The sequence below is a fragment of the Streptantibioticus silvisoli genome, assembly GCF_027947535.2.
GTDB classification, from domain to species: Bacteria; Actinomycetota; Actinomycetes; order Streptomycetales; family Streptomycetaceae; genus Streptantibioticus_C; species Streptantibioticus_C silvisoli.
In genome coordinates this window covers 105881-124483 of sequence record NZ_JAAGKO020000023.1, presented here as the reverse complement: position 1 = coordinate 124483, position 18603 = coordinate 105881, and the positions used below count along the sequence as shown (strand labels likewise).

General features: G+C 74.0%; 16 protein-coding genes. 12 read left to right on the top strand and 4 right to left on the bottom strand.

What is annotated here, in order from left to right:
- Positions 1 to 416: 416 nt before the first annotated feature.
- The 5 genes from POF43_RS17275 (at position 417) to bla (ending at position 6758) form a co-directional block, all read left to right on the top strand.
- Positions 417 to 833, top strand: a complete 417-nt coding sequence (locus tag POF43_RS17275; RefSeq protein WP_271325972.1) for a sensor histidine kinase — start codon at positions 417 to 419, stop codon at positions 831 to 833.
- Positions 834 to 996: 163 nt separating this feature from the next.
- Positions 997 to 3717 (top strand): SpoIIE family protein phosphatase, encoded by a 2721-nt coding sequence (locus POF43_RS17270; protein WP_282704632.1) that lies wholly within the window; start codon positions 997 to 999, stop codon positions 3715 to 3717.
- A 418-nt stretch (positions 3718 to 4135) separates the two neighbouring features.
- Positions 4136 to 4669 (top strand): hypothetical protein, encoded by a 534-nt coding sequence (locus POF43_RS17265; protein WP_271316424.1) that lies wholly within the window; start codon positions 4136 to 4138, stop codon positions 4667 to 4669.
- 274 nt (positions 4670 to 4943) lie between these two features.
- Entirely contained in the window at positions 4944 to 5681 is a 738-nt protein-coding gene (locus POF43_RS17260) for an RDD family protein (RefSeq protein ID WP_271324497.1), read from the top strand.
- A gap of 165 nt (positions 5682 to 5846) precedes the next feature.
- Positions 5847 to 6758 (top strand): class A beta-lactamase, encoded by a 912-nt coding sequence (gene bla, locus POF43_RS17255; protein ID WP_271324498.1) that lies wholly within the window; start codon positions 5847 to 5849, stop codon positions 6756 to 6758.
- On the opposite strand, the gene POF43_RS17250 is transcribed toward bla, so the two are convergent.
- Positions 6751 to 7638, bottom strand: coding sequence for a LysR family transcriptional regulator (locus POF43_RS17250; protein ID WP_271324499.1), 888 nt, complete (start codon positions 7636 to 7638; stop codon positions 6751 to 6753). The two genes, bla and POF43_RS17250, sit on opposite strands and share 8 nt — an antisense overlap.
- A 234-nt stretch (positions 7639 to 7872) precedes the next feature.
- Between POF43_RS17250 and POF43_RS17245 the strand changes: the two genes are divergently transcribed.
- Positions 7873 to 8673 (top strand): EamA family transporter, encoded by an 801-nt coding sequence (locus POF43_RS17245; protein ID WP_372516053.1) that lies wholly within the window; start codon positions 7873 to 7875, stop codon positions 8671 to 8673.
- Positions 8674 to 8894: 221 nt separating this feature from the next.
- On the opposite strand, the gene POF43_RS17240 is transcribed toward POF43_RS17245, so the two are convergent.
- A complete protein-coding gene (locus POF43_RS17240; protein ID WP_282704630.1) occupies positions 8895 to 9950 on the bottom strand; it encodes an ABC-2 transporter permease in 1056 nt (351 codons plus the stop codon).
- 321 nt (positions 9951 to 10271) lie between these two features.
- On the opposite strand from POF43_RS17240, the gene POF43_RS17235 reads away from it, so the two are divergent.
- The gene (locus POF43_RS17235; protein WP_271313386.1) at positions 10272 to 11255 is read left to right on the top strand and encodes a phospholipase D-like domain-containing protein; all 984 of its coding nucleotides are present in this window, start codon (positions 10272 to 10274) and stop codon (positions 11253 to 11255) included.
- Positions 11256 to 11514: 259 nt separating this feature from the next.
- On the opposite strand, the gene POF43_RS17230 is transcribed toward POF43_RS17235, so the two are convergent.
- Positions 11515 to 12234 (bottom strand): Mut7-C RNAse domain-containing protein, encoded by a 720-nt coding sequence (locus tag POF43_RS17230; protein ID WP_271324504.1) that lies wholly within the window; start codon positions 12232 to 12234, stop codon positions 11515 to 11517.
- Positions 12235 to 12502: 268 nt separating this feature from the next.
- Between POF43_RS17230 and POF43_RS17225 the strand changes: the two genes are divergently transcribed.
- Both POF43_RS17225 and POF43_RS17220 read left to right on the top strand, forming a co-directional pair.
- Positions 12503 to 12796: a putative quinol monooxygenase gene (locus POF43_RS17225; RefSeq protein WP_271313384.1), complete on the top strand. Its 294-nt coding sequence runs from the start codon at positions 12503 to 12505 to the stop codon at positions 12794 to 12796.
- Positions 12797 to 13533: 737 nt separating this feature from the next.
- Positions 13534 to 14103: a hypothetical protein gene (locus POF43_RS17220; protein WP_271324503.1), complete on the top strand. Its 570-nt coding sequence runs from the start codon at positions 13534 to 13536 to the stop codon at positions 14101 to 14103.
- A gap of 207 nt (positions 14104 to 14310) precedes the next feature.
- On the opposite strand, the gene POF43_RS17215 is transcribed toward POF43_RS17220, so the two are convergent.
- Positions 14311 to 15747, bottom strand: a complete 1437-nt coding sequence (locus tag POF43_RS17215; RefSeq protein WP_271324502.1) for an MFS transporter — start codon at positions 15745 to 15747, stop codon at positions 14311 to 14313.
- Positions 15748 to 15803: 56 nt separating this feature from the next.
- Here POF43_RS17215 and POF43_RS17210 point away from each other — a divergent pair, with 56 nt between their 5' ends.
- From POF43_RS17210 to POF43_RS17200, 3 genes are all read left to right on the top strand, one after another.
- Entirely contained in the window at positions 15804 to 16562 is a 759-nt protein-coding gene (locus POF43_RS17210; RefSeq protein WP_282704629.1) for a winged helix-turn-helix transcriptional regulator, read from the top strand.
- Between the two features lie 137 nt (positions 16563 to 16699).
- Positions 16700 to 17254, top strand: coding sequence for a TetR/AcrR family transcriptional regulator (locus POF43_RS17205; protein ID WP_271313380.1), 555 nt, complete (start codon positions 16700 to 16702; stop codon positions 17252 to 17254).
- Positions 17255 to 17671: 417 nt separating this feature from the next.
- Positions 17672 to 18229 (top strand): DUF3291 domain-containing protein, encoded by a 558-nt coding sequence (locus tag POF43_RS17200; protein ID WP_271323453.1) that lies wholly within the window; start codon positions 17672 to 17674, stop codon positions 18227 to 18229.
- The last annotated feature ends 374 nt before the right edge of the window (positions 18230 to 18603 follow it).

Below are 18603 nucleotides of genomic sequence, written 5' to 3'. Positions count from 1 at the left end.
ATCCTGCCCCGGTCCGGTCTGCCCCGACGGCCGCTCCGCCCGCGGTCCCGGGCAGCCGCGCGTTCGACGATCCGCCGGAGTCGGGTGAGCCGCTTCCACCGTGGTGGCCTACGCACTCTGCGGCGTCGCGCTGCTGGTGCGGGTGCTGGCCGAACGGACCGGCCCGGACCGGATGCCGCGTCCGGCGTTGATCACACCGGCGCTCGGCGTGATGGCGGTGGCGGCCGGACTCATGTGCCCGTACCCGGACCACAGCATGACGCCGGCGCTGCTCGTGGTCGCGACGGTGGAGGCGGGTGCCCAACCCCGGCCGTCGGTCGGCTGGATCGCGGCCGGTGCCGCGGTCGTGGCGGTGGTGACCGGCGCGCCGCTGTCCGGCGGATGGCGCGGACGGGCTGGCCGAGACTCGCCGCGCGGTGCACGCGCTGCGGTCCGACAGCGTGATGGACCTGGACGAGGAGCTGTCCGCCCTGACCGCGGCGCATCGCACCCGCCACCACACGGACGTCACCCTGCGCACGAGCACCGGGAGTGCCGCGCTGTCCGCCGCCGGCGCCCTCGTACTGCTGCGGGTCGCGCAGGAACCCCTGGCCAACGCCGCCCAGCACGCCCCCGGCCGCCCGGTCGACCCGGCGCTGGACCACGACGACACCCACGTCACCCTCACTGTCGGCAACTCCCGGTCCGGCCCGGCCCCCGCGACCGGCTTCGCCACCGTCAACGGCGGCCACGGCCGCACCGGCCTGCGCGAACGACTCGTACTGCTCGGCGGCGCCCTGGATACCGGCACCCACGACGACCGCCGAACGGTGACGGCCCGCTTGCCGCGCTGACGGGAGACGCGGCGCGCTGGGTGCGGGGTGTCCGGCGGGGTGTGTGGCGGCGTGCGGCGGGGCCGGTGCGCGTGGGGCGTGCGGCGGCGTGCGGCTGGTGTGACCGCTGAGGGGAGCATTTTTCCGTTTGCTTTGCTTTTGTGTGGTCATCAGACTGGCAAGCGTGACCGACCACGCCGCCGCCCTCGCCGCTCTTCAGGGGCTGCTGGGCGGCCGGGCGGCGGCCGGCGCGGGCGGCGGACCACCGGGCATGTCGGACGGCGAAACGCCCGCTGCCGTGGCGGTGCTCGACGCGAACGGCCTGGTCACCCTCTGGACCCCCGGCGCGGAGGGGCTGCTCGGGCACCGGGCCGGCGAGGTCGTCGGCCACCCGTTGCGCGACCTGATCGCCGAGGCGGACCCCTCCACCGCCGCCGACCGCCCCTCCGGCGCGGTACGCCCGGCCGACGTCATCCGGGACGGCGCCGCCTTCTTCCGCTGCCGCGACGGCGGCCGCATCGCCGTCCACCTCGCCGTCCACAACCTCCCCGGCGTGACCGCCCCGGAGAGGCCCGACCCCGCCGGCAAGGCGCAGGACGCCCACCCGCAGGACGCCTCCGCCCACGACGCCTCCGCCCACGACGCCCCCGTACGGGACGCTCCCGCCCACGTCGACCCCGCCCAAGCCGACCCGGCGCAGCACAGCGACCCGCAAGCCGACCCCGCCCACGTCGACCCGGCGCAGGACAGCAGCGCCCGGGACAGCGCCGCCCCCGCCGTCCCCCGCCGCAAGAGGGCCGCTCCGCGCCGGCTCGTCGTCATCACCCCCCGGGACGAGCGCGTCGGGTCCGGAGCCGTGGAGCGTGCCCTGCGGCAGTTGCCGATCGCCGCGGCCGTCCTCGACACCGACCTGCGGTACGTGTGGGCCGACGACGAGGCGGGGCGGCTGTGGGCGCGGTCGGTCGGCGAGATGATCGGGCGGCGGCCGTCCGAGCTGAGCGCCGAAGGGCCGGGCGCCGACATGGAACGCCTGATGCGCCGGGCCGTCGAAACCGGTGAGCAGCTGCGGTGGGAGACCGGCGGACCGCTGCCGGGGGTCCGCGACCGGGTCTGGGTGGTCGTCCTCACCCCGCTGACGGACGCCGCCGGCCGGGTCAGGGGCCTGACCTCGCTGGGCGTCGACATCACCGACCAGCACCGGGCGCGGACCCGGCTGCTGCTGTCGAACCAGGCGGCCGGCCACATCGGCAGCACGCTGGACGTCGACCTGACCGCGCAGGAACTGGCCGAGGCGCTCGTGCCGGCGATGGCCGACTTCGTCACCGTCGACCTGCTGGTCTCCGCGCTGGGCGAACGCGGACCGCGCACCGGCTTCACCTCCGGATCGGTGGCGTTGCGCCGAGTGGCGTACCACTCGGCGCTGCCCGGCAGTCCCGAGTCGGTGCTGGCCCGGGGGGAGACCGAGACGCACCCGGCCGACTCGGTGCGGGCCCGCGTCATGGCCACCGGCGACTCGATGCTGTTCTGCCGTGACGCGGAGACCGGCACCCTGCCCTGGGAGCCGATGAGCGAGGAGCGCCGGTCCGCCAATCTGACGTACGACATGCACTCGGTGATGGTCGTGCCGATGGCGGCCCGCGGCGCGACCCTCGGGGTGGCCGTGTTCTCCCGGCACCGCTCGCCCGAGCCGTTCGCCGACGACGACCTGCTGCTGGCCGAGGAGATCACCGCCCGCGCCGCCGTCTCGCTGGACAACGCCCTGCGCTACACCCGGGAACGCGACACCGCGCTGACCCTCCAGAACAGCCTGCTGCCCCGGCGGCTGCCGCACACCGTCGCCGTCGACGTCGCCGGGCGCTACCTGCCGGCCGACGAACGTCTCGGGGTGGGCGGCGACTGGTGCGAGGTCATCCCGCTGTCCGGCGCCCGGGTGGCGCTGGTGGCCGGCGACGTCGTCGGCCACGGGGTGCGGGCGTCGGCGGCCATGGGACGCATGCGGGCCACCGTACGGGCCCTGGCGGACCTGGAACCGCCGCCCGGCGAACTGCTCAGCCGCCTGGACGACATCGTCACCCGGCCCTACGACGCCGAACCCGACCACGAGACCGGCGAGGCGGGCGGCGACACCGGCGCGACCTGCCTGTACGTCGTCTACGACCCGGTCTCGCGGCTGTGCACGATCGCCAGCGCCGGGCATCCGCCGCCGGTCCTGATCGACCCCGACGGCACCGCCCGGGTGCTCGATGTGCCACCGGGCCCGCCGCTGGGGCTGGGCGGGCTGCCGTTCGAGCACCACGAGGTGCTGCTCGCGGAGGGCAGCCTGCTCGCGCTGTACACCGACGGCCTCGTCGAGCGCCGGGACCGCGACATCGACGTGGGCATCGCCGAACTCGTCGACGCCCTGTCCGCGTCGGCCGGCTCACCGCGCGAACGCTGCGACGCCGTACTGGCCGGCCTGCTGCCGCAGCCGCCCGAGGACGACGTCGCCCTGCTCATCGCCCGCAGCCGCGCCCTCGACCCCGCGGCGGTCGCCACCTACGACTTCCCGCCGGACCCGGCCGCCGTCGCCGCCGCCCGGAACCTGACCGCCGGCCGGCTCGCCGTGTGGGGGCTGGACGAGCTGGCGTTCACCACCGAGATCGTGGTCAGCGAACTGATCACCAACGCCATCCGGCACGCCAGCGGGCCGCTGCGGCTGCGGCTCATCCTGGCCGAGACCCTGATCGTCGAGGTGTCCGACCGGTCCAGCACCTTCCCGCAGCTGCGCCGCGCCCGCACCGACGACGAGGGCGGCCGCGGCCTGATGCTGGTGGCCCGGCTCAGCCGCCGCTGGGGCACCCGGCCCACCGACTCCGGCAAGGTCATCTGGGCCGACCAGTCCCTCCCCGACCCGCACGGCGACTGACGGCGGGTCCGGCCGCTGCCGCGCAGACCCGCGCCCGGTGAGCCCGCGCCGGGCAGTCACTGCCGGATGATCCCGCGCCGGGCAAGCCCCCGCCGGTACGCCCGCGCCGGACAAGCCCGCGCCGGAGCCGGGTACGGCCGCTCGCACCGGGTACGGTCCTCCGCGGCGCGGCCCGCCGCCGGACGCAACGCACCCGGGACGCAACGCACCCCGGACACGACACCCCCCGGACACGACGCACCCGGGCGGTCGGCACGTTACGGCGATCCGGTGTGGCCTGGGCCTGGTTGCTTGACCGGAGCATGACAGTTCGGCAGGGTGCAGTGACGAACCGGAACCGCGGGCGCGGCCGGACGGCGTGCGTCCCGGCGGCCCCGCGGGCCCGACCAGTCGTCAACTCACCAACAGGGGAAGCCATATGACTCGACCCGTCCGCCTGATCGTCCCCCTGGCGCTCGGCGCCACCCTTCTCGCGCCGCTGGCCGGTACGGCCGACGCCGCCGCGCCGCACGCCCGCCCGGCCGTCGTCCAGCCTGCCGCGTACAGCCCGGCGACGACCATCAGCCGCGCCAAGACCTGGCTCACCGCCGTCGACGGCCACCAGGTCCCGTACAGCCAGACCGCCACCCACGGCGGCTACCGCACCGACTGCTCGGGCTACGCCTCGATGGCCCTGGAGCTGCCCAAGCCCGGCCCGAACACCGTCGGCCTGGCCACCAGCACGTACACCACGAAGATCACGATGGCCGGCCTGAAGCAGGGCGACCTCGTCATCGACTCGACGGGGACCAACCTCACCCGCCACGTCGTGATCTTCGACAAGTGGACCAGCTCGGCCCACAGCCGCTACTGGGTCTACGAGCAGAAGGGCGGCACCGGCACGGCCCACGACGAGGTCGACTACGGCCTCGGCGGCGACCAGTTCCACGCCTACCGCCCCAAGAAGTACTGACCGCCCGCCGGCCGCCCCGCCCCCGGACCTGCCGGGCGGGGCGGCCGGCGCGTCCGGCTCCGCGACCGCCGGCCCCGTCGCCCGGGGCAGCGGTGCCGCGTTGGACCGGGCGGCCGCCAACCGCGGTCGCGGGGACGCCGGTTGGTCCTCCGGCGGCCGTGTCGCGTGCCGCCGAACGAACCGGTCGGGTAACGAATCCGTCCCGAAGGGGGCGTTGGGCGCCGTCAGAGGTTACAACTGCTGATCAAAGGCCCTACGACGAAGAGCCAGGTGCATGAGCAACGTCAACCCGCCGGGGTACGGCTACCCGAACGACCCGCAGCAGAACCCCTACGGGCAGCAGCCCCAGCAACCGCAGAACAACCCGTACGGACAGCAGCCCCAACAGCCGTACGGACAGCAGCCGCAGCAGCCCCAACAGCCCTACGGGCAGCCCCAGCAGCCGCAGGACCCGTACGGCCAGCCGCAGTACGGGCAGCCCGCCGGCGGCCAGCAGCCCTACGGATACCCGCAGCAACCGCCGTACGGGCAGCCGCAGCAGCCGTACGGCTACCCCCAACAGCCGCAGTACGGCGGCCCGATGGGGCCCGGCGGGCCGGGATCGCTCCCGCTGGCGTCGGCCGGCGACCGTTTCCTCGCCCGGCTGATCGACGGCCTGGTGCTGCTGATACCGGTCGTCATCATCTCGTTCACGATCGGCGCCGGGATCATCGGCTACGTCATCATCGGCCTGCTGTACTTCGGGTACGAGGGCGCGATGATGCTGACGCAGAACGGCCAGACGGTCGGCAAGAAGGTCATGAAGACCCGCGTCGTGGACGCCGCGACCTTCGGCCGCCCGACCGACGGCGGCCTGTGGACCCGCGCCGCGGTCTACGGCCTGCCGGTCGCCGTCTACTGTGTCGGATCACTGTTCATGCTGGTCAACGTGTTGTGGCAGCTGTGGGACAAGCCGCTCCAGCAGTGCCTGCACGACAAGGTGGCCAAGACCGTCGTCGTCAAGGAGGGCTGACCGCCCAGGCGTCGTCCGCGGCCCGTCCGGCACATGCCGGGCGGGCCGCCGGTCCGTCCGCACCCGGGCGCGACGGCGTGCCCGCGGCGCCGCACGCAACCGGGAGCGGGGCGCGCGGCGTCCTCCCCCCGGACGTTCGTGACCGTCCGCCGAAGGAGGGCCACCGTGTGTACGCGAGGAACCCGTCCGACCCGCCGGTACTCACCCGGCGCCGCGGTGGGCAGGGCACCGGGTGCCCGGGGCACCGGCGGTGGCGCGCGGGCCGCCGCCCGTGACGTGCGCGGCACGGACGCCGCCCTGCGGGAGCTGGAACGCCGGCACGGCGCGCGGCTGGGCGTCTTCGGCCACAACCCGGCCACCGGCGCGACCGTGCTGCACCGTGCCGACGAGCGGTTCCCGATCTGCTCGCTGTACAAGCCGCTCGCCGCCGCGGCCGTCCTGCGCGACCTCGGCCGGGACGGCACCCTCCCCGGCCGCACCGTGCGCTACACCGCCGACGACCTGGTCGGGTACGCGCCGCGCACCGCGGCGCCGGACCACCTCGCGCACGGCATGACCGCCGCGGAACTGTGCCGGGCCGCCGTCGAGGCCGGCGACGACACCGCGGGCAACCTGCTGCTGCGGCTGCTCGGCGGACCCGCCGCCCTCACCCGTTTCTGCCGCTCCCTCGGCGACCCGGTCACCCGGCTCGACCACTGGGAACCGGACATCGGCTCGGCCGAACCCTGGCGGATCACCGACACCACCAGCCCCCGGTGTGTCGCGCGGACGTTCCGGCGGATCACCCTCGGCGACGTACTCGGCGCGCCGGACCGCCGCCGGCTCACCGGGTGGCTGCGGAACGCGACGATCGGCGGAACCCGGTTGTCGGCCGGCCTGCCCGGCGGCTGGACGGTCGCCGGTCAGACCGGCTCCGGCGGCTTCGGCAGCGACAACGACGTGGGCGTCGCCCGGCCGCCGTGCGGCACACCGGTCGTGCTGGCCGTCCTGACCACCAGGCCCCGGATGCCGGACGCCCGGCCCGACGGCGCGCTGGTCACCGCCACCGCCGCGCTGCTGGCCGGCGCGCTCACCTGACGGCCCGGCCCCGCGCCGCGCGCCGGCCGCCGTTCCGGTACAGCTCGGACAGCAGCGCCACCGCCTCGTCCGTCGCCGGATGCGGGTCGTGCCGGCGCCAGATGAGCCGGACGGTCACCGGCGGGGCGTCGCGCAGCGGCCGGAAGACCACGCCCGCCCGCCGGTACTGCGTGACCGTCGCCTCCGGCGTGATGCCGACGGTGCGGCCGGTGGTGATCAGCGCCAGCCAGTCGTCGATGTCGTGGGTGTCGCGGATCTCCGGCCGGGCGCCGGGCGGCCACAGGTCGGGCGTGGTCGTCCCGGTGCGGCGGTCGACCAGCACGACGCGTTCGCTGATCCGGTCCAGGCCGACGGACCGCAGCGCCGCCCACGGATCGTCGGCGGCCAGCGCGCAGTACCGCCGCTCGTGGCCGACGACCGCGCTCGCGAACCGCCGCTCGTCGAAGGAGCCGCGCACCACGGCGAGGTCGCACAGCCCCTCGGCGAGACCGCCGGTGGGGGAGTTGGTGCGGATCAGCCACAGTTCGACGTCCGGGTGCGAGCCGGCCCAGCGGCGCTGGAACTCCACCGTGTGACGTCCCATCGCCGCCCACGCGTGCCCCACCCGCAGTCGGGTGTGCCCGGTGGCGGCCTCCAGCATCAGGTTGTCGGCGTCCACCAGCAGGCTCCGGGCCCGCGCCAGCACCTGGACGCCGGCCGTCGTCGGCGTCACCTCCCGGCTGGAGCGGTGCAGCAGCCGGGTGCCCAGCAGCTGTTCGAGCGCGATCAGGGTCCGGGAGACCGCGGCCTGCGACACCCCCAGCTCGATCGCGGCGTCGGTGAAGCTCCCGGTGTCCACCACCGCCACCAGGCACCGCAGGTGCCGCAGCTCAAGTCGCATGACTCCAGCGTATGAGACACCGCTCGCATGCATTTTGCGCATGTGACGCGGCGACCCATGCTCCTGCTCATGATGATGTCGTCGTACGACCCGAAGGCGGCTGCGGCCGCGGACGCGGACGCGATACCCGGGCCGAGCCAGCCGGGCGGGTCGGGTGGTCCGGGCGGTGCGGGCGGACCGTCCGCCGGGGCCGCCGCCGGTGACGCCCGGCGCGTGACGCCGTCCGGGGTGCTGATGATGACCGGCGGCGCGCTGTCGAACCAGCTCGGCGCGGCCGTCGGCGCGCTGGCGTTCCCGGTGATCGGGCCGGCCGGTGTGGTGGCGGTCCGGCAGTGGGTCGCCGCGATCGCGCTGCTGGCGGTGGGGCGACCGCGCTGGCGGACGTTCACATGGCGGCAGTGGTGGCCGGTGCTGTCGCTCGCGGTGGTCTTCGCCACCATGAACCTCTCGCTGTACACCGCCGTCGAGCACCTCGGCCTGGGTCTCGCCGTCACCCTGGAGTTCCTCGGGCCGCTCGGCGTGGCGCTGGCGTCCTCGCGGCGGGCGGCCGACCTGCTCTGCGCGGTGCCGGCCGCCGCGGCGGTCGCGGTACTGGCCCGGCCCCGCCCCAGCGCCGACGGCCTCGGCATCGCCCTGGGACTGCTGGCGGGGGTGTGCTGGGCGTCGTACATCCTGCTCAACCGGGTGGTCGGCGCCCGGCTCCCCGGCGCGCAGGGCACGGCCGCCGCCGCGGTGGTCTCCGCCGCGCTCTACGTGCCGGTGGGCGCCGTGGTGCTGGCGCACCGGCCGCCGACCGCCGCCGCCCTCGGGCACGCGGCCGCCGCCGGAATCCTGTCGTCGGCGGTACCGTTCGTCCTCGACCTGCTGGCGCTGCGCCGGGTGCCGGCCCGTTTCTTCGGCGTCTTCATGAGCGTCAACCCCGCCTTCGCCGCGCTCATCGGGCTGGTCGTCCTGCACCAGCGCCTCGGCGCCGCCGAATGGCTCGCCATCGCGGTCGTCCTGGGCGCCAACGCGGCCATGCGGCGCGGCGCCTGAGCACTGCGCGGCCGCGCCGGTACGGGCCGGTACGCGCCGGTGCGCCCATGGACGCGCCGCGCCAGGCCCGTACCTCTCCGGCGCCCGCCCCGTCCGTCACGGCCGCGTGTCCGCCGCGTTCCGGTACGCCCGCGTGGTCCCGCGTCCGTCACGCCCGCGTGCCCACCGCGTCAGGCCCGGTACGCCCGCGTGGTCCCGCCGTGATCCCGCGCCCCGCCGCGTCACGCCCCCGCCCCCGCACTCGCCCCGGCGCCCGCGCCCGCCGCCCCCCGGCCGTCCTTCGCCGTGGCGCGGTCGCGGCGTAGCCAGAAGACCGTGCTGGCCACCACCGCCCAGGCGGCCAGTACCAGGAACGGGAAGGCGTGCTGGTGGCCGCCGAAGTACACCGCGGTGTGCTGCGCGTTGACCGCGGCGCCGGGCGGCAGCCAGCGGCCGATGGCGCCGAGCAGGGACGGCAGCAGCGGCCAGGAGACCGCGCCGCCGGAGGAGGGGTTGCCCAGCAGCACCATCAGGCCCCAGGTCGGCAGCAGCGCCCAGCGGCCGATCAGCACGCTGAACATGGCGAAGACCATGCCGGAGGTGAACATCGTCATGGCCAGGATCAGCCACGACTCGGCGAACGGCAGCCGCAGCGCGCCCAGCCCCCAGTCGACCACCGCCGCGATCGCGAAGCCGCCGAGCAGCGCGTACGCGGCGGTGAAGGCGATGCGCCGGCCGGGCGGCAGGGCCTTGGCGTTGACCGCCAACTGGGTGGAGCCGACGAAGCCGACGACCACCGAGGCCAGCGAGATGTAGAAGATCGCCAGGCCCCGCGGGTCGCCCTTCTGCACCGGGTTGATGTCCCGTACCACCGCCGGCGCCCCGATCCTGGCGCCGACCGCCGGGGCCGCCTGGGTGAGCAGTTCCGCGACGGAGGCGCCCGAGGCGCTGGAGACGTCCAGCTCCGGGCGGCCGCCGTGCTGCTGGAGGATGGCGAAGACCCGCTGCTCCTCGACCGCCTCGTGGGCCCGCGCGTACGTCGTGAACGGTTCGAGGTCCAGCGAGGCGCCCAGCGCGCGTTCCATGCCGGCGACGAAGGCCGCCCGCTTCAGCTGCGAGGCCGGTGCGCCGGTGACCGCGGTCGGGATGTGACGCGGGGTCGGGTTGGCCATGGCGTAGGTGTAGGACCCGGCGAAAAGACCGGCGGCGACGGCCACGATGAAGACGATGACGGTGGCCGGGAAGTACGGCGAGCCGGTGAACGAGTGCCAGGCCGATCGAAGCGTACGGCGTTTCACGCGGCCTCCGGGATGCGGGCAAGACGGGCGAATGGTGTGATGGCGGGCGGTGGCCCATCCTTCGCGTCGCGGTCCGCCGGGTCAACGAACGGCACCGGTGAGTCACCGCCCCTGATGGCGCGTCGGCCGATCGGGTGGTCCAGCGGTGAACGCGGCGTGACGATCCGGTGCGCTCGGTCAGAACTCTTCAATGAACATGTCAAAAATCCCCGGGGGCGCTTCCCAGCCGGTCTACGCGCGTGGTGCGCTGGGGCGGTTGCCCCCCACGGCAACGCCCCCTGCATCGACAGCTCTCCCCCCACATCACCATGGAGCCGAATCATGCTGCGCACCACGCTTCGCCGTGCCGGAATAGCCGTCGCGGCCGGGTCCGCCGTGATCGCGTTGACCGCGCCCGCCCACGCCGCCGGTGACTACTCGGCGTTCGCCTTCGGTCTGACCACCACCGAGCCGACCATCTACGACTTCATCAACTCGGCCACGACGTCGCTCGACATGACCATGTACGAGCTCCAGGACACCACCGCGGTCAACGACCTCATCGCCCGCGAACAGGCCGGCGTCACCGTCCGCGTCATCCTGGACCGCCAGGAGACCTCGACCAACAGCAGTGCCTACAGCACGCTGAAGGCGGCCGGCGTCGGGGTGACGTACTCCTCGACCGCGTTCACCTACACCCACCAGAAGACCATCACGGTCGACGGTGACAAGTCGCTGGTCCTCACCGGCAACCTGACGTCGAAGTACTACTCCACCAGCCGCGACTACGGGGTCTTCGACACCGACGCGGCCGACGTCAGCGCCATCGAGGCGGTCTTCAACGCCGACTACGCCGACACCCAGATCACCCCGAGCGACGGCGACAACCTGCTGTGGTCGCCCACCGACTCCACCGCCCGCCTGCTGACCGTCATCAACGGCGCCACCAAGACCCTGGACATCGAGGAGGAGGAGTTCAACGACTCGACGGTCGTCAGCGCCATCGCCGACGCCGCCCAGCGCGGTGTGAAGGTGCGCCTGGTGCTGGAGAGCCCGTCGGACTACTCCTCCGAGGTCACCAAGATCGAGAACGCCGGCGCCACCGTGGTCGGTTACTCCTCCAGCACCGGGTTCTACATGCACGCCAAGGTGGTGGTCGCCGACTACGGCCAGTCCGACATGAAGGTCGAGATCGGCTCGATGAACGACACCACCAACTCCCTCACCGCCAACCGGGAGCTGGGCATCATCCTGACCGACACCAGCGTGGCCGGCGTCGTGGAGACCGCGTTCAGCAGCGACTACTCCGGCGGCACCGCCGCCTGAGCCACCCGGTGACGGCGGGCTTTCCAGGGACCCGCCGTCCCCACCGCTCCCGAGGGCCGGCGCGCGGGGCGCCGGCCCTCGGGCTTTCACGGTTGCGATGCGTCGGGCCTCCCGGGTCCGCCGGTCCGCCGCGCCGGCGCGGTCGGTGGCACGGGCGGCGCCGGGGCGGGTGGTGCGGCGGCCTCGGCGCGGGTCCCGCCGGGTCCCCTCAGCCGTACGCCGCCTTCAGCCGGACGCCCGCATCAGCCGAACGCTTCCCTCAGCCGAACGCCCGCATCGCGTCGTCGACGATCGCGGTGAGGCGGGCGTGGTGGGCGCCGCGCCAGTAGACCTGGTCGCAGGCGGTGCAGCGGGCGTAGACGTCGTAGGTGCGCTCGGTGCCGTCGCGGAGTGCGGTGTGCACGGACTCCTTGGTGGCGGCGCGCAGTTCGCCGTTGCACGCGGTGCAGCGGGTCCAGGGAGCCAGCGGCGGGGTGAACCGGGACAGGACGTCGGTGAGCTGCTCCTCGGGGCGGTGGCTGTAGACGTAGGCGCCGGCCCACAGTTCGCGCCGGTGCAGCAGGCCGCGGTCGCGGGAGAGCATGACGCGTTCCTCGGCGGCGGAACGGGCGGCCAGCGCGGCGTCGCCGATGTCCAGGTTCTCGTACGCCGCGTCGACGCCGAGCAGCCGCAACCGCCGGGCCAGCGTGCCCAGATGGACGTCGAGCAGGAAGCGCGCCGGCCCGGGCAGCCGCTGCGGCCGGGTCACCCCGCGCACCGCGATCCGCTCACCGGCCGCCGGCACGTGCGACGGCCGCGCCTCCACCGCGTCGACGGTCAGTTCGCCGACCTCCGTCAGCGGCACGCCCAGCGACTCCACCACATGCCCCAGTGACGACGCGCCGTCGGTGCGCACCGCCGACTCCCCGCCCCGGTGCGCCCGGCCCACGAACACGTGCAGGTCGGGGCTGAAGCTGATCACGATCTCCGGTCTGTCCACGGCGCCAGCATGCCCGGGTCCGCAGGCCGGCGGCCACCGCGTTTCCGCCGTTCCCCCGCGGTACCGCCGACACGCCGGACGCCCCGCGGGGGCCGGGCCCGTCGGCGGCAGCGGGGCCCGCGCTGCGCGTCGTAGCGGCGCCGGGCCGATCGCCGCGCTCACCGGTGCGGGCTGTCCACGTGAGCCCGGCACCGGACACAATGGCCCGGTCGCCGGCCGTCCCGGCGGCACCGAAGCAGCGCGATTCCTCAGCAGGCAGGGGCAGGGCATGGCGTACGTCGTCACCGCGAAGTGGACCGTGAAACCCGGCGAGCAGGAGGCGGTCGCCACCGCCCTGGAAGCCCTGACCACGGCGTCGCGCGCCGAACCGGGCAACCTGATGTACGTCGCCCACCGCGACCCGCAGGACCCCCAGGTCTTCTTCCTCTACGAGCAGTACACCGACGAGGCCGCCTTCCAGGCCCACACCGCCTCCGAACACTTCCAGCGCTACGTGGCCGCCGACGCCCTGCCCCGACTGACGGACCGCGAACGGCACTTCTACACGACGTGGGAGTTCTGACCGGGCGTTGCGCGGGGGGCGTTGCCTGCGTGACGGCTTCCGAAGGCGGCGGGTCGTTCCGGTGCACCGGCCGGGGCGGGAGCGGGGTCGGCGGTCGGTCGGTGGCCGGCCGCGCGGCCGGGCCGAGGCGCGTGCCCGGCCCGCCTCGCAACGGGTTCCGTTGAACGAACTACGGGCCGTGGGCTTGCCGGACATGGTCGACTGTTTCCCTGCCCGGACCTCAGCGTGAGGGGTACATCGGGCTCTCCCCTGACGTCATCCGCCCCGTACCCCCGCTCGACGCCGTCCTGCCGGGACGGGGACTCCGTGGCCTCGGCCAGGACTTCGACAACTACCGCAGTCTGCTCCGAAGCACGGCAACAAGCCCTTCGGCGCCGCACGCGGACTGGCCTACGGCTCTCGCTCGGGCAGGAACCGATGTGTGGCCGAGCTGACTTCTGCCTGCTTCCGCCTGTTCAAACGCCGACCAACCCGCTACGAGGGCTGACCCGACTTCTTCAGGACCGGTTCGAACTGGCCCGTACCCCTATAGCGGTGCGGACCGAGATCCAGTCAGCACCGCGGATGATCCTGCGTGTCCGACGAGGAATGGCGGGAGCTCCTCAAGCATTATCCAGAGATTTCCGACCCGACCAGAGGTGACGACCTCTATGGAATTCCAGCAAATCTTCTGGACTCTTTGAGGGGTGCCATAATCCCTGGGTCCGGTCGGATCGTTGAAGAAAGGTGAATCCCACGTGGACCACAGCAAAGAGAGTCTTTTGGTCGAATGCGGACGCATTCTTCGACGCCCTGAGGTCGAGGAGGTTCCGCCCTACCTTGGTGAGTTCACGGTTGAGGTGACGGGGGAGGTCGAGGAGTACGTCGCGCGGCTCCGGTCGCTGCTTTCCTCCGCTGTCGAACTGGGTGCCACGAATGATTTCGAGGACGATGAGGTCCCCGTCGATGATGTGCCCGGGTGGTTTCTCTCTGTCTCGAAGGGGGGCAGCGGTGATATTCCTGAGTTCGCCCGCCTTGGCAGCGATGAATTCCAGCGTCTCCCCGGGTCCGGCGTATGGTCGGCGCAGAACTGGCTGTTCCGATTCGATCCCGAGGATGATTCCAGGGGCTGGGAGTGGTGGGACCTGACGCGGTCGGGACCGTCCCGGGTGGCAGTGTGGGTGGACTGTCAGGCCGAAGACTTCTTCGGCTGCCAGGAGTTGAGGTGGGCCCTTTATGTGGCTGGCGGATCCAAGGTCGACGGCCCCAACCTCCGCCGCTCCGATGCGTGGCGAACATCCGTGAGTCATGATTCAGGGCAGGCATGAGCCGGCGGCGACTTCATGCACCAGGGCCCCATGTCACCGGTTCCTTGAGTACGGCATCGGCCGACGCGATGTGCGCTGCGGACCGTTGTCGCCCGGCGTGATACCTCCGGAGACCGTGGACTGATCCGAGGTGACGGCTTGGCGCCGGCTGCGGGATCCGACCGAGGCCGGCGTCCGGTCACGCCATTACGCGGCACGTACCCCGACCTACTCCACCCCCGCCGCCCTGCGCACCGGTGCCGTGCGGGGCTCGTGGTGGCCGGGGGGCGCGGGCGGTGCGGTGTTCATCCGGATCGCGGTGAGCGCCCCGAGCAGTGCCAGGCCCGCCACCAGCCAGCGGGCCTCGGTGAACGCGGTGTGCAGCGCCGGGTAGCCGTGGGCCGGGCCGACCAGCGCGATCAGCGTGCTGACGCCGAGCACCGTGCCGATCTGCCGGGCCATGTTGACCACCGCGCTGCCGGTCGCACTGCGGGCCGCCGGCAGGTCGACCGTGGCCGACGACAGGATGGTCGGCAGCGCCAGGCCCACCGCGACACCGGTGACCAGCCAGCCGGGCAACGCCTCGGCAACGTAGTGCGAACGTTCCCCCAGGCTGAGGATCAGCAGCACCGTGCCGGCCGCGAACAGCGTCGAGCCCAGCGCGGTCGTCCACCCCGCACCGATCCGCCGGGCCAGCCGCTGCCCGACGGCGGCGAACAGCGGCACCATCAACGGGCCCGGCGCGACGGCCAGCCCGGTGCGCAGCGCGGAGTAGTGCCAGACGTCCTGGAGCCACAGGATGTTCGCCAGCAGCCCGGCCGCGAACGCGGAGTTGAACGCCAGGGCGGTCAGGTTCGACCACCGGAAGGTCCGCACCCGCAGCAGCGCGGGCTCCACCACCGGCGCCGGATGCCGCAGCGAGCGGTACCGGAAGAGGGCCGTGCCGGCGACGGCCACCGCCAGCGCCGCGATCACCTTGCCGCTCGACCAGCCCCACGAGGAGCCCTGCACCAGGGCCAGCGCCAGCGAGCCGATCGCGATCACGGCGATCACACCGCCCAGCAGGTCCGGCCACGTCGCCGCCCGATCGTGCCGGGTGTCGGGCAGGCAGCGCACCGCCAGCAGCAGGGGGGCGACGCCGATCGGCACGTTGACCAGAAACACCCAGCGCCAGGACGCCTCCACCAGCAGCCCGCCGGCCACCGGACCGGCCGCCGCCGCGAGCCCGCCGGTGGCCGCCCAGATCCGCACCGCCCGCACCCGGCGCGGTGCCGGCGTGGCGGTCAGCAGCAGGCCCAGGCTGGTCGGCGTCATCGCCGCCGCGCCCACCGCCTGCACCCCGCGGAACGCCACCAGCGCCCACAGCCCGGGGGCCACCGCGCACGCCGCGCTGCCCACGGTGAACAGCGCCAGCCCCGCCAGGAAGCCGGCCTTCTGTCCGAACCGGTCCGACAGCCGCCCCAGCGGGACCAGCAGCGCCGCGTACAAGATCGCGTAGACGTTCAGCACCCAGCTCAGGTGCGCCAGCGAACTCCCGCTGAACGTACGGCCGATGGCGCCGAAGGCCACGTTGACGATGAACAGGTCCAGGTTCGCCATGAACGCCGAGACGCACAGCACCGGCAGGAGCCAGGAGGCCCGGTCCCGCTGACTTGATATTTCCATAGTCAGAACGGTAGCCAGCTGACTTCGGTTTCGGCAAGCCAGAGTAGGATGGGGTCATGTCCACCGAGAACGCGCCCAGCGCCCGCCTGGAGGGTCCGCTCGCCGCCCGGGACAGCTGGACGCTGAACCGCTGTTCCATCGACCGCGCCCTGCGGGCCGTCGGCAACCGTCCCGCCCAGCTCCTGCTGCGCGAGGCGTTCTACGGCACCCGCCGCTTCGACGACTTCGCCCGCCGGGTCGGCGTCACCGAGTCCGTCGCCGCCGCCCGGCTGCGCGAGCTGGTCGCGGTCGGCGCGCTGGAACGCCGCCCCTACCGCGAGCCCGGCCACCGCACCCGCCACGAATACGTGCTCACCGAACGCGGCCGCGACCTGCTGCCGGTCTCGCTGGCCCTCATGCAGTTCGGCGACCGCCACCTGGCCGGTCCCGCCGGCCCGCCCATGGACCTGACGCACCACGACTGCGGCGCCCCGGTCCACGTCGAGGTCCGCTGCGAGGCCGGCCACGACGTCCCGCTCGACGAGCTGACGGTCGCGTTCAGCGAGAACCGCCTCGCGACGGGCGGGGAGGTTGGGGTCGGCGAGACCGGGGGCGGGGAGGCCGGCGCCCGCGAGACCGGGGGCGGCGTGGGTGAGGTGGCGGACGGTGTGCCGGGCGGCGCGACGGGCGGCGGTGAGGCTGCGGTGGCGGGTGGAGCGGCGGCGGGCGGTGGCGAGGCCGCTGCGGCGGGCGGCGCGGCGGCGGGCGGCGCGGTGGCGGACGACGCGGTGGCGGGCGGCGCGGCGCGCGCCGGTGGCGGGGCGGGCCGGGCTTGAGGCAGTCCCTGAAGTCTCCTACACTGATCAGCCTTACCGGAGAGTTCTCCGGTGCCGGGGGCCGTTGAGGAACGCCGGGTACCGCTGAGGGCGTGGCCGGAGCGCGCCGCCGGCCGTCGTGACATGCGAGGAGGACCGTGACCGGGCACCGGACCCCCGCCACCCGCGCCGACGCGGTGCTCAACCGCGAGCGCATCCTGGGCGTCGCCTACGCGGCGTTCGCCGAGGACCCCCGGGTCTCGCTCAACGCGGTCGCCCGCCTCGCCGGCGTCGGCGCGGGCACGCTGTACCGCCACTTCCCGACCCGGGAGGACCTCATCCTGGCCGTGTACCGGCAGGAGGTGCAGTCGCTGGTGGCGGCGGTCCCCGGCATGCTGGACGAGCACCCGCCGCTGGAGGCGCTGCGCGGGTGGTTCCTGCGCCTCGCCGACTTCGTGCGGGTCAAGCACGGTCTGGGCGACGCGCTCCGGACGGCCGCGGCGCAGCAGGCGGTCGGCGAGACGTACGAGCCGGTCACCGGGGCCGTCGGCGTCCTGCTGCGGGCCTGCCAGGACGCCGGCGACGTACGCCCGGGACTCGAACCCGCCGACGTGCTGCTGCTGATGGGCTTCCTGTGGAGCACCGCACCGGGAGACACCGGCGACCGCCAGGCCCGCCGGGTACTCGACCTGGCGGTCCGCGGCCTGCGGTAGGCCTTTAGCGGCGTCACGGCGTCACGGCGTCACGGCGTCACGGCGTCACGGCGTCACGGCGTCACGGCGTCACGGCGTCACGGCGTCACGGCGTCACGGCGTCACGGCGTCACGGCGTCACGGCGTCACGGCGTCACGGCTCCGGGGTGCTGGCGGTGCCGCCCCGGCTCCCGCGAGGACCTGCTCAACAGGCCACTCGGACAGGCCACTCGGGCTGGGAAAACGCAACTTCGACAGGGCCCGCGGCGGCGGCTACCTTCACCTGGTCCCCGGCGGTCGACCGCGGTCGCGCCGGGGTTCCGTCGGGCCGGGCCGGCCGTGAAGGGGCGAGTCGGCCACGCCCCACGCATCCTCGCCCCCACGCGAAGCCACCGCACCGGATCCGCACCAGGCGCCCCCGACCAGGGAGAGACGCGCATGCCTCATCTTGCTCTGTACACATTCGGCGTCCTGAAGTCACCTCTCGCCGATCCCGCACCCCTCACGCGCGCATTCCACGACAGCGGCGAGGCCGTCTACCGGCAGATCGGCCGGCATCCCGGATTCCTCGCCCGCGCCGAAGCGGCGGACGGCGGCCGGGGCACACTGTTCGACCTGGACTGGGGTGCGTGGGGGGCGTTCGCCGTACCGGCCTGGTACGGCAAGGGCCGGACGGTGGAGACCATCGCCCTGGCCGCGACCCTCTCACTCTGGACCGACCCGCACTCCGCCTTCGACGCCGTCCACACCGGTCCGCACCGTGCGGCGCTGAACAGGCGTTACGACTGGTTCGACCGGACGGGACGCCCGGGGTACGTGTTCTGGTGGGTCTCCGACGGCGTGGTGCCCACCTGGCAGGACGGGGTTTTCCGGCTGGAGCACCTCCACGACCACGGCTCCGCGCCGCACGCCTTCACCTTCCACCACTCGTTCGCCCCGGACGGCACCGCGACCAGGACCGAAGGCATCGGGCCGAAGAGCGACCAGGTTCGCTGACCAGGAGCCGGCGTCCCGGGGCCGGTTCGCGTCGTGGCTCGGAACGGGACCGGGCCGTGCTCCTTGACCATGACCGCAGGGTGGCCGGGGCCGGCTTCGCGGCCGTTCCGGGTGACGTGGCGGGGGGAGGAGCGCCGGATCTCGCCCACGCCGGACCGCCGCGCACGCCCCGACGGCGGCTCGGGCCCGGCCGTCGCTCTCCGGCCGCCGATCCGGCTCCCGGCGAAGGCCGTTGGGGCCCGGTGCCGTGGCCTCAACGGGGTCGGGGGGAACGCGCCCGGGGCCGTCCGGTGCCGGTCCGTCCGCCGTCCCGCACCGGCATCTCCTCCGTTGGTGCGGGGCCGGGCGGCGGGCTCGGCTAGCCTGGCCGGACG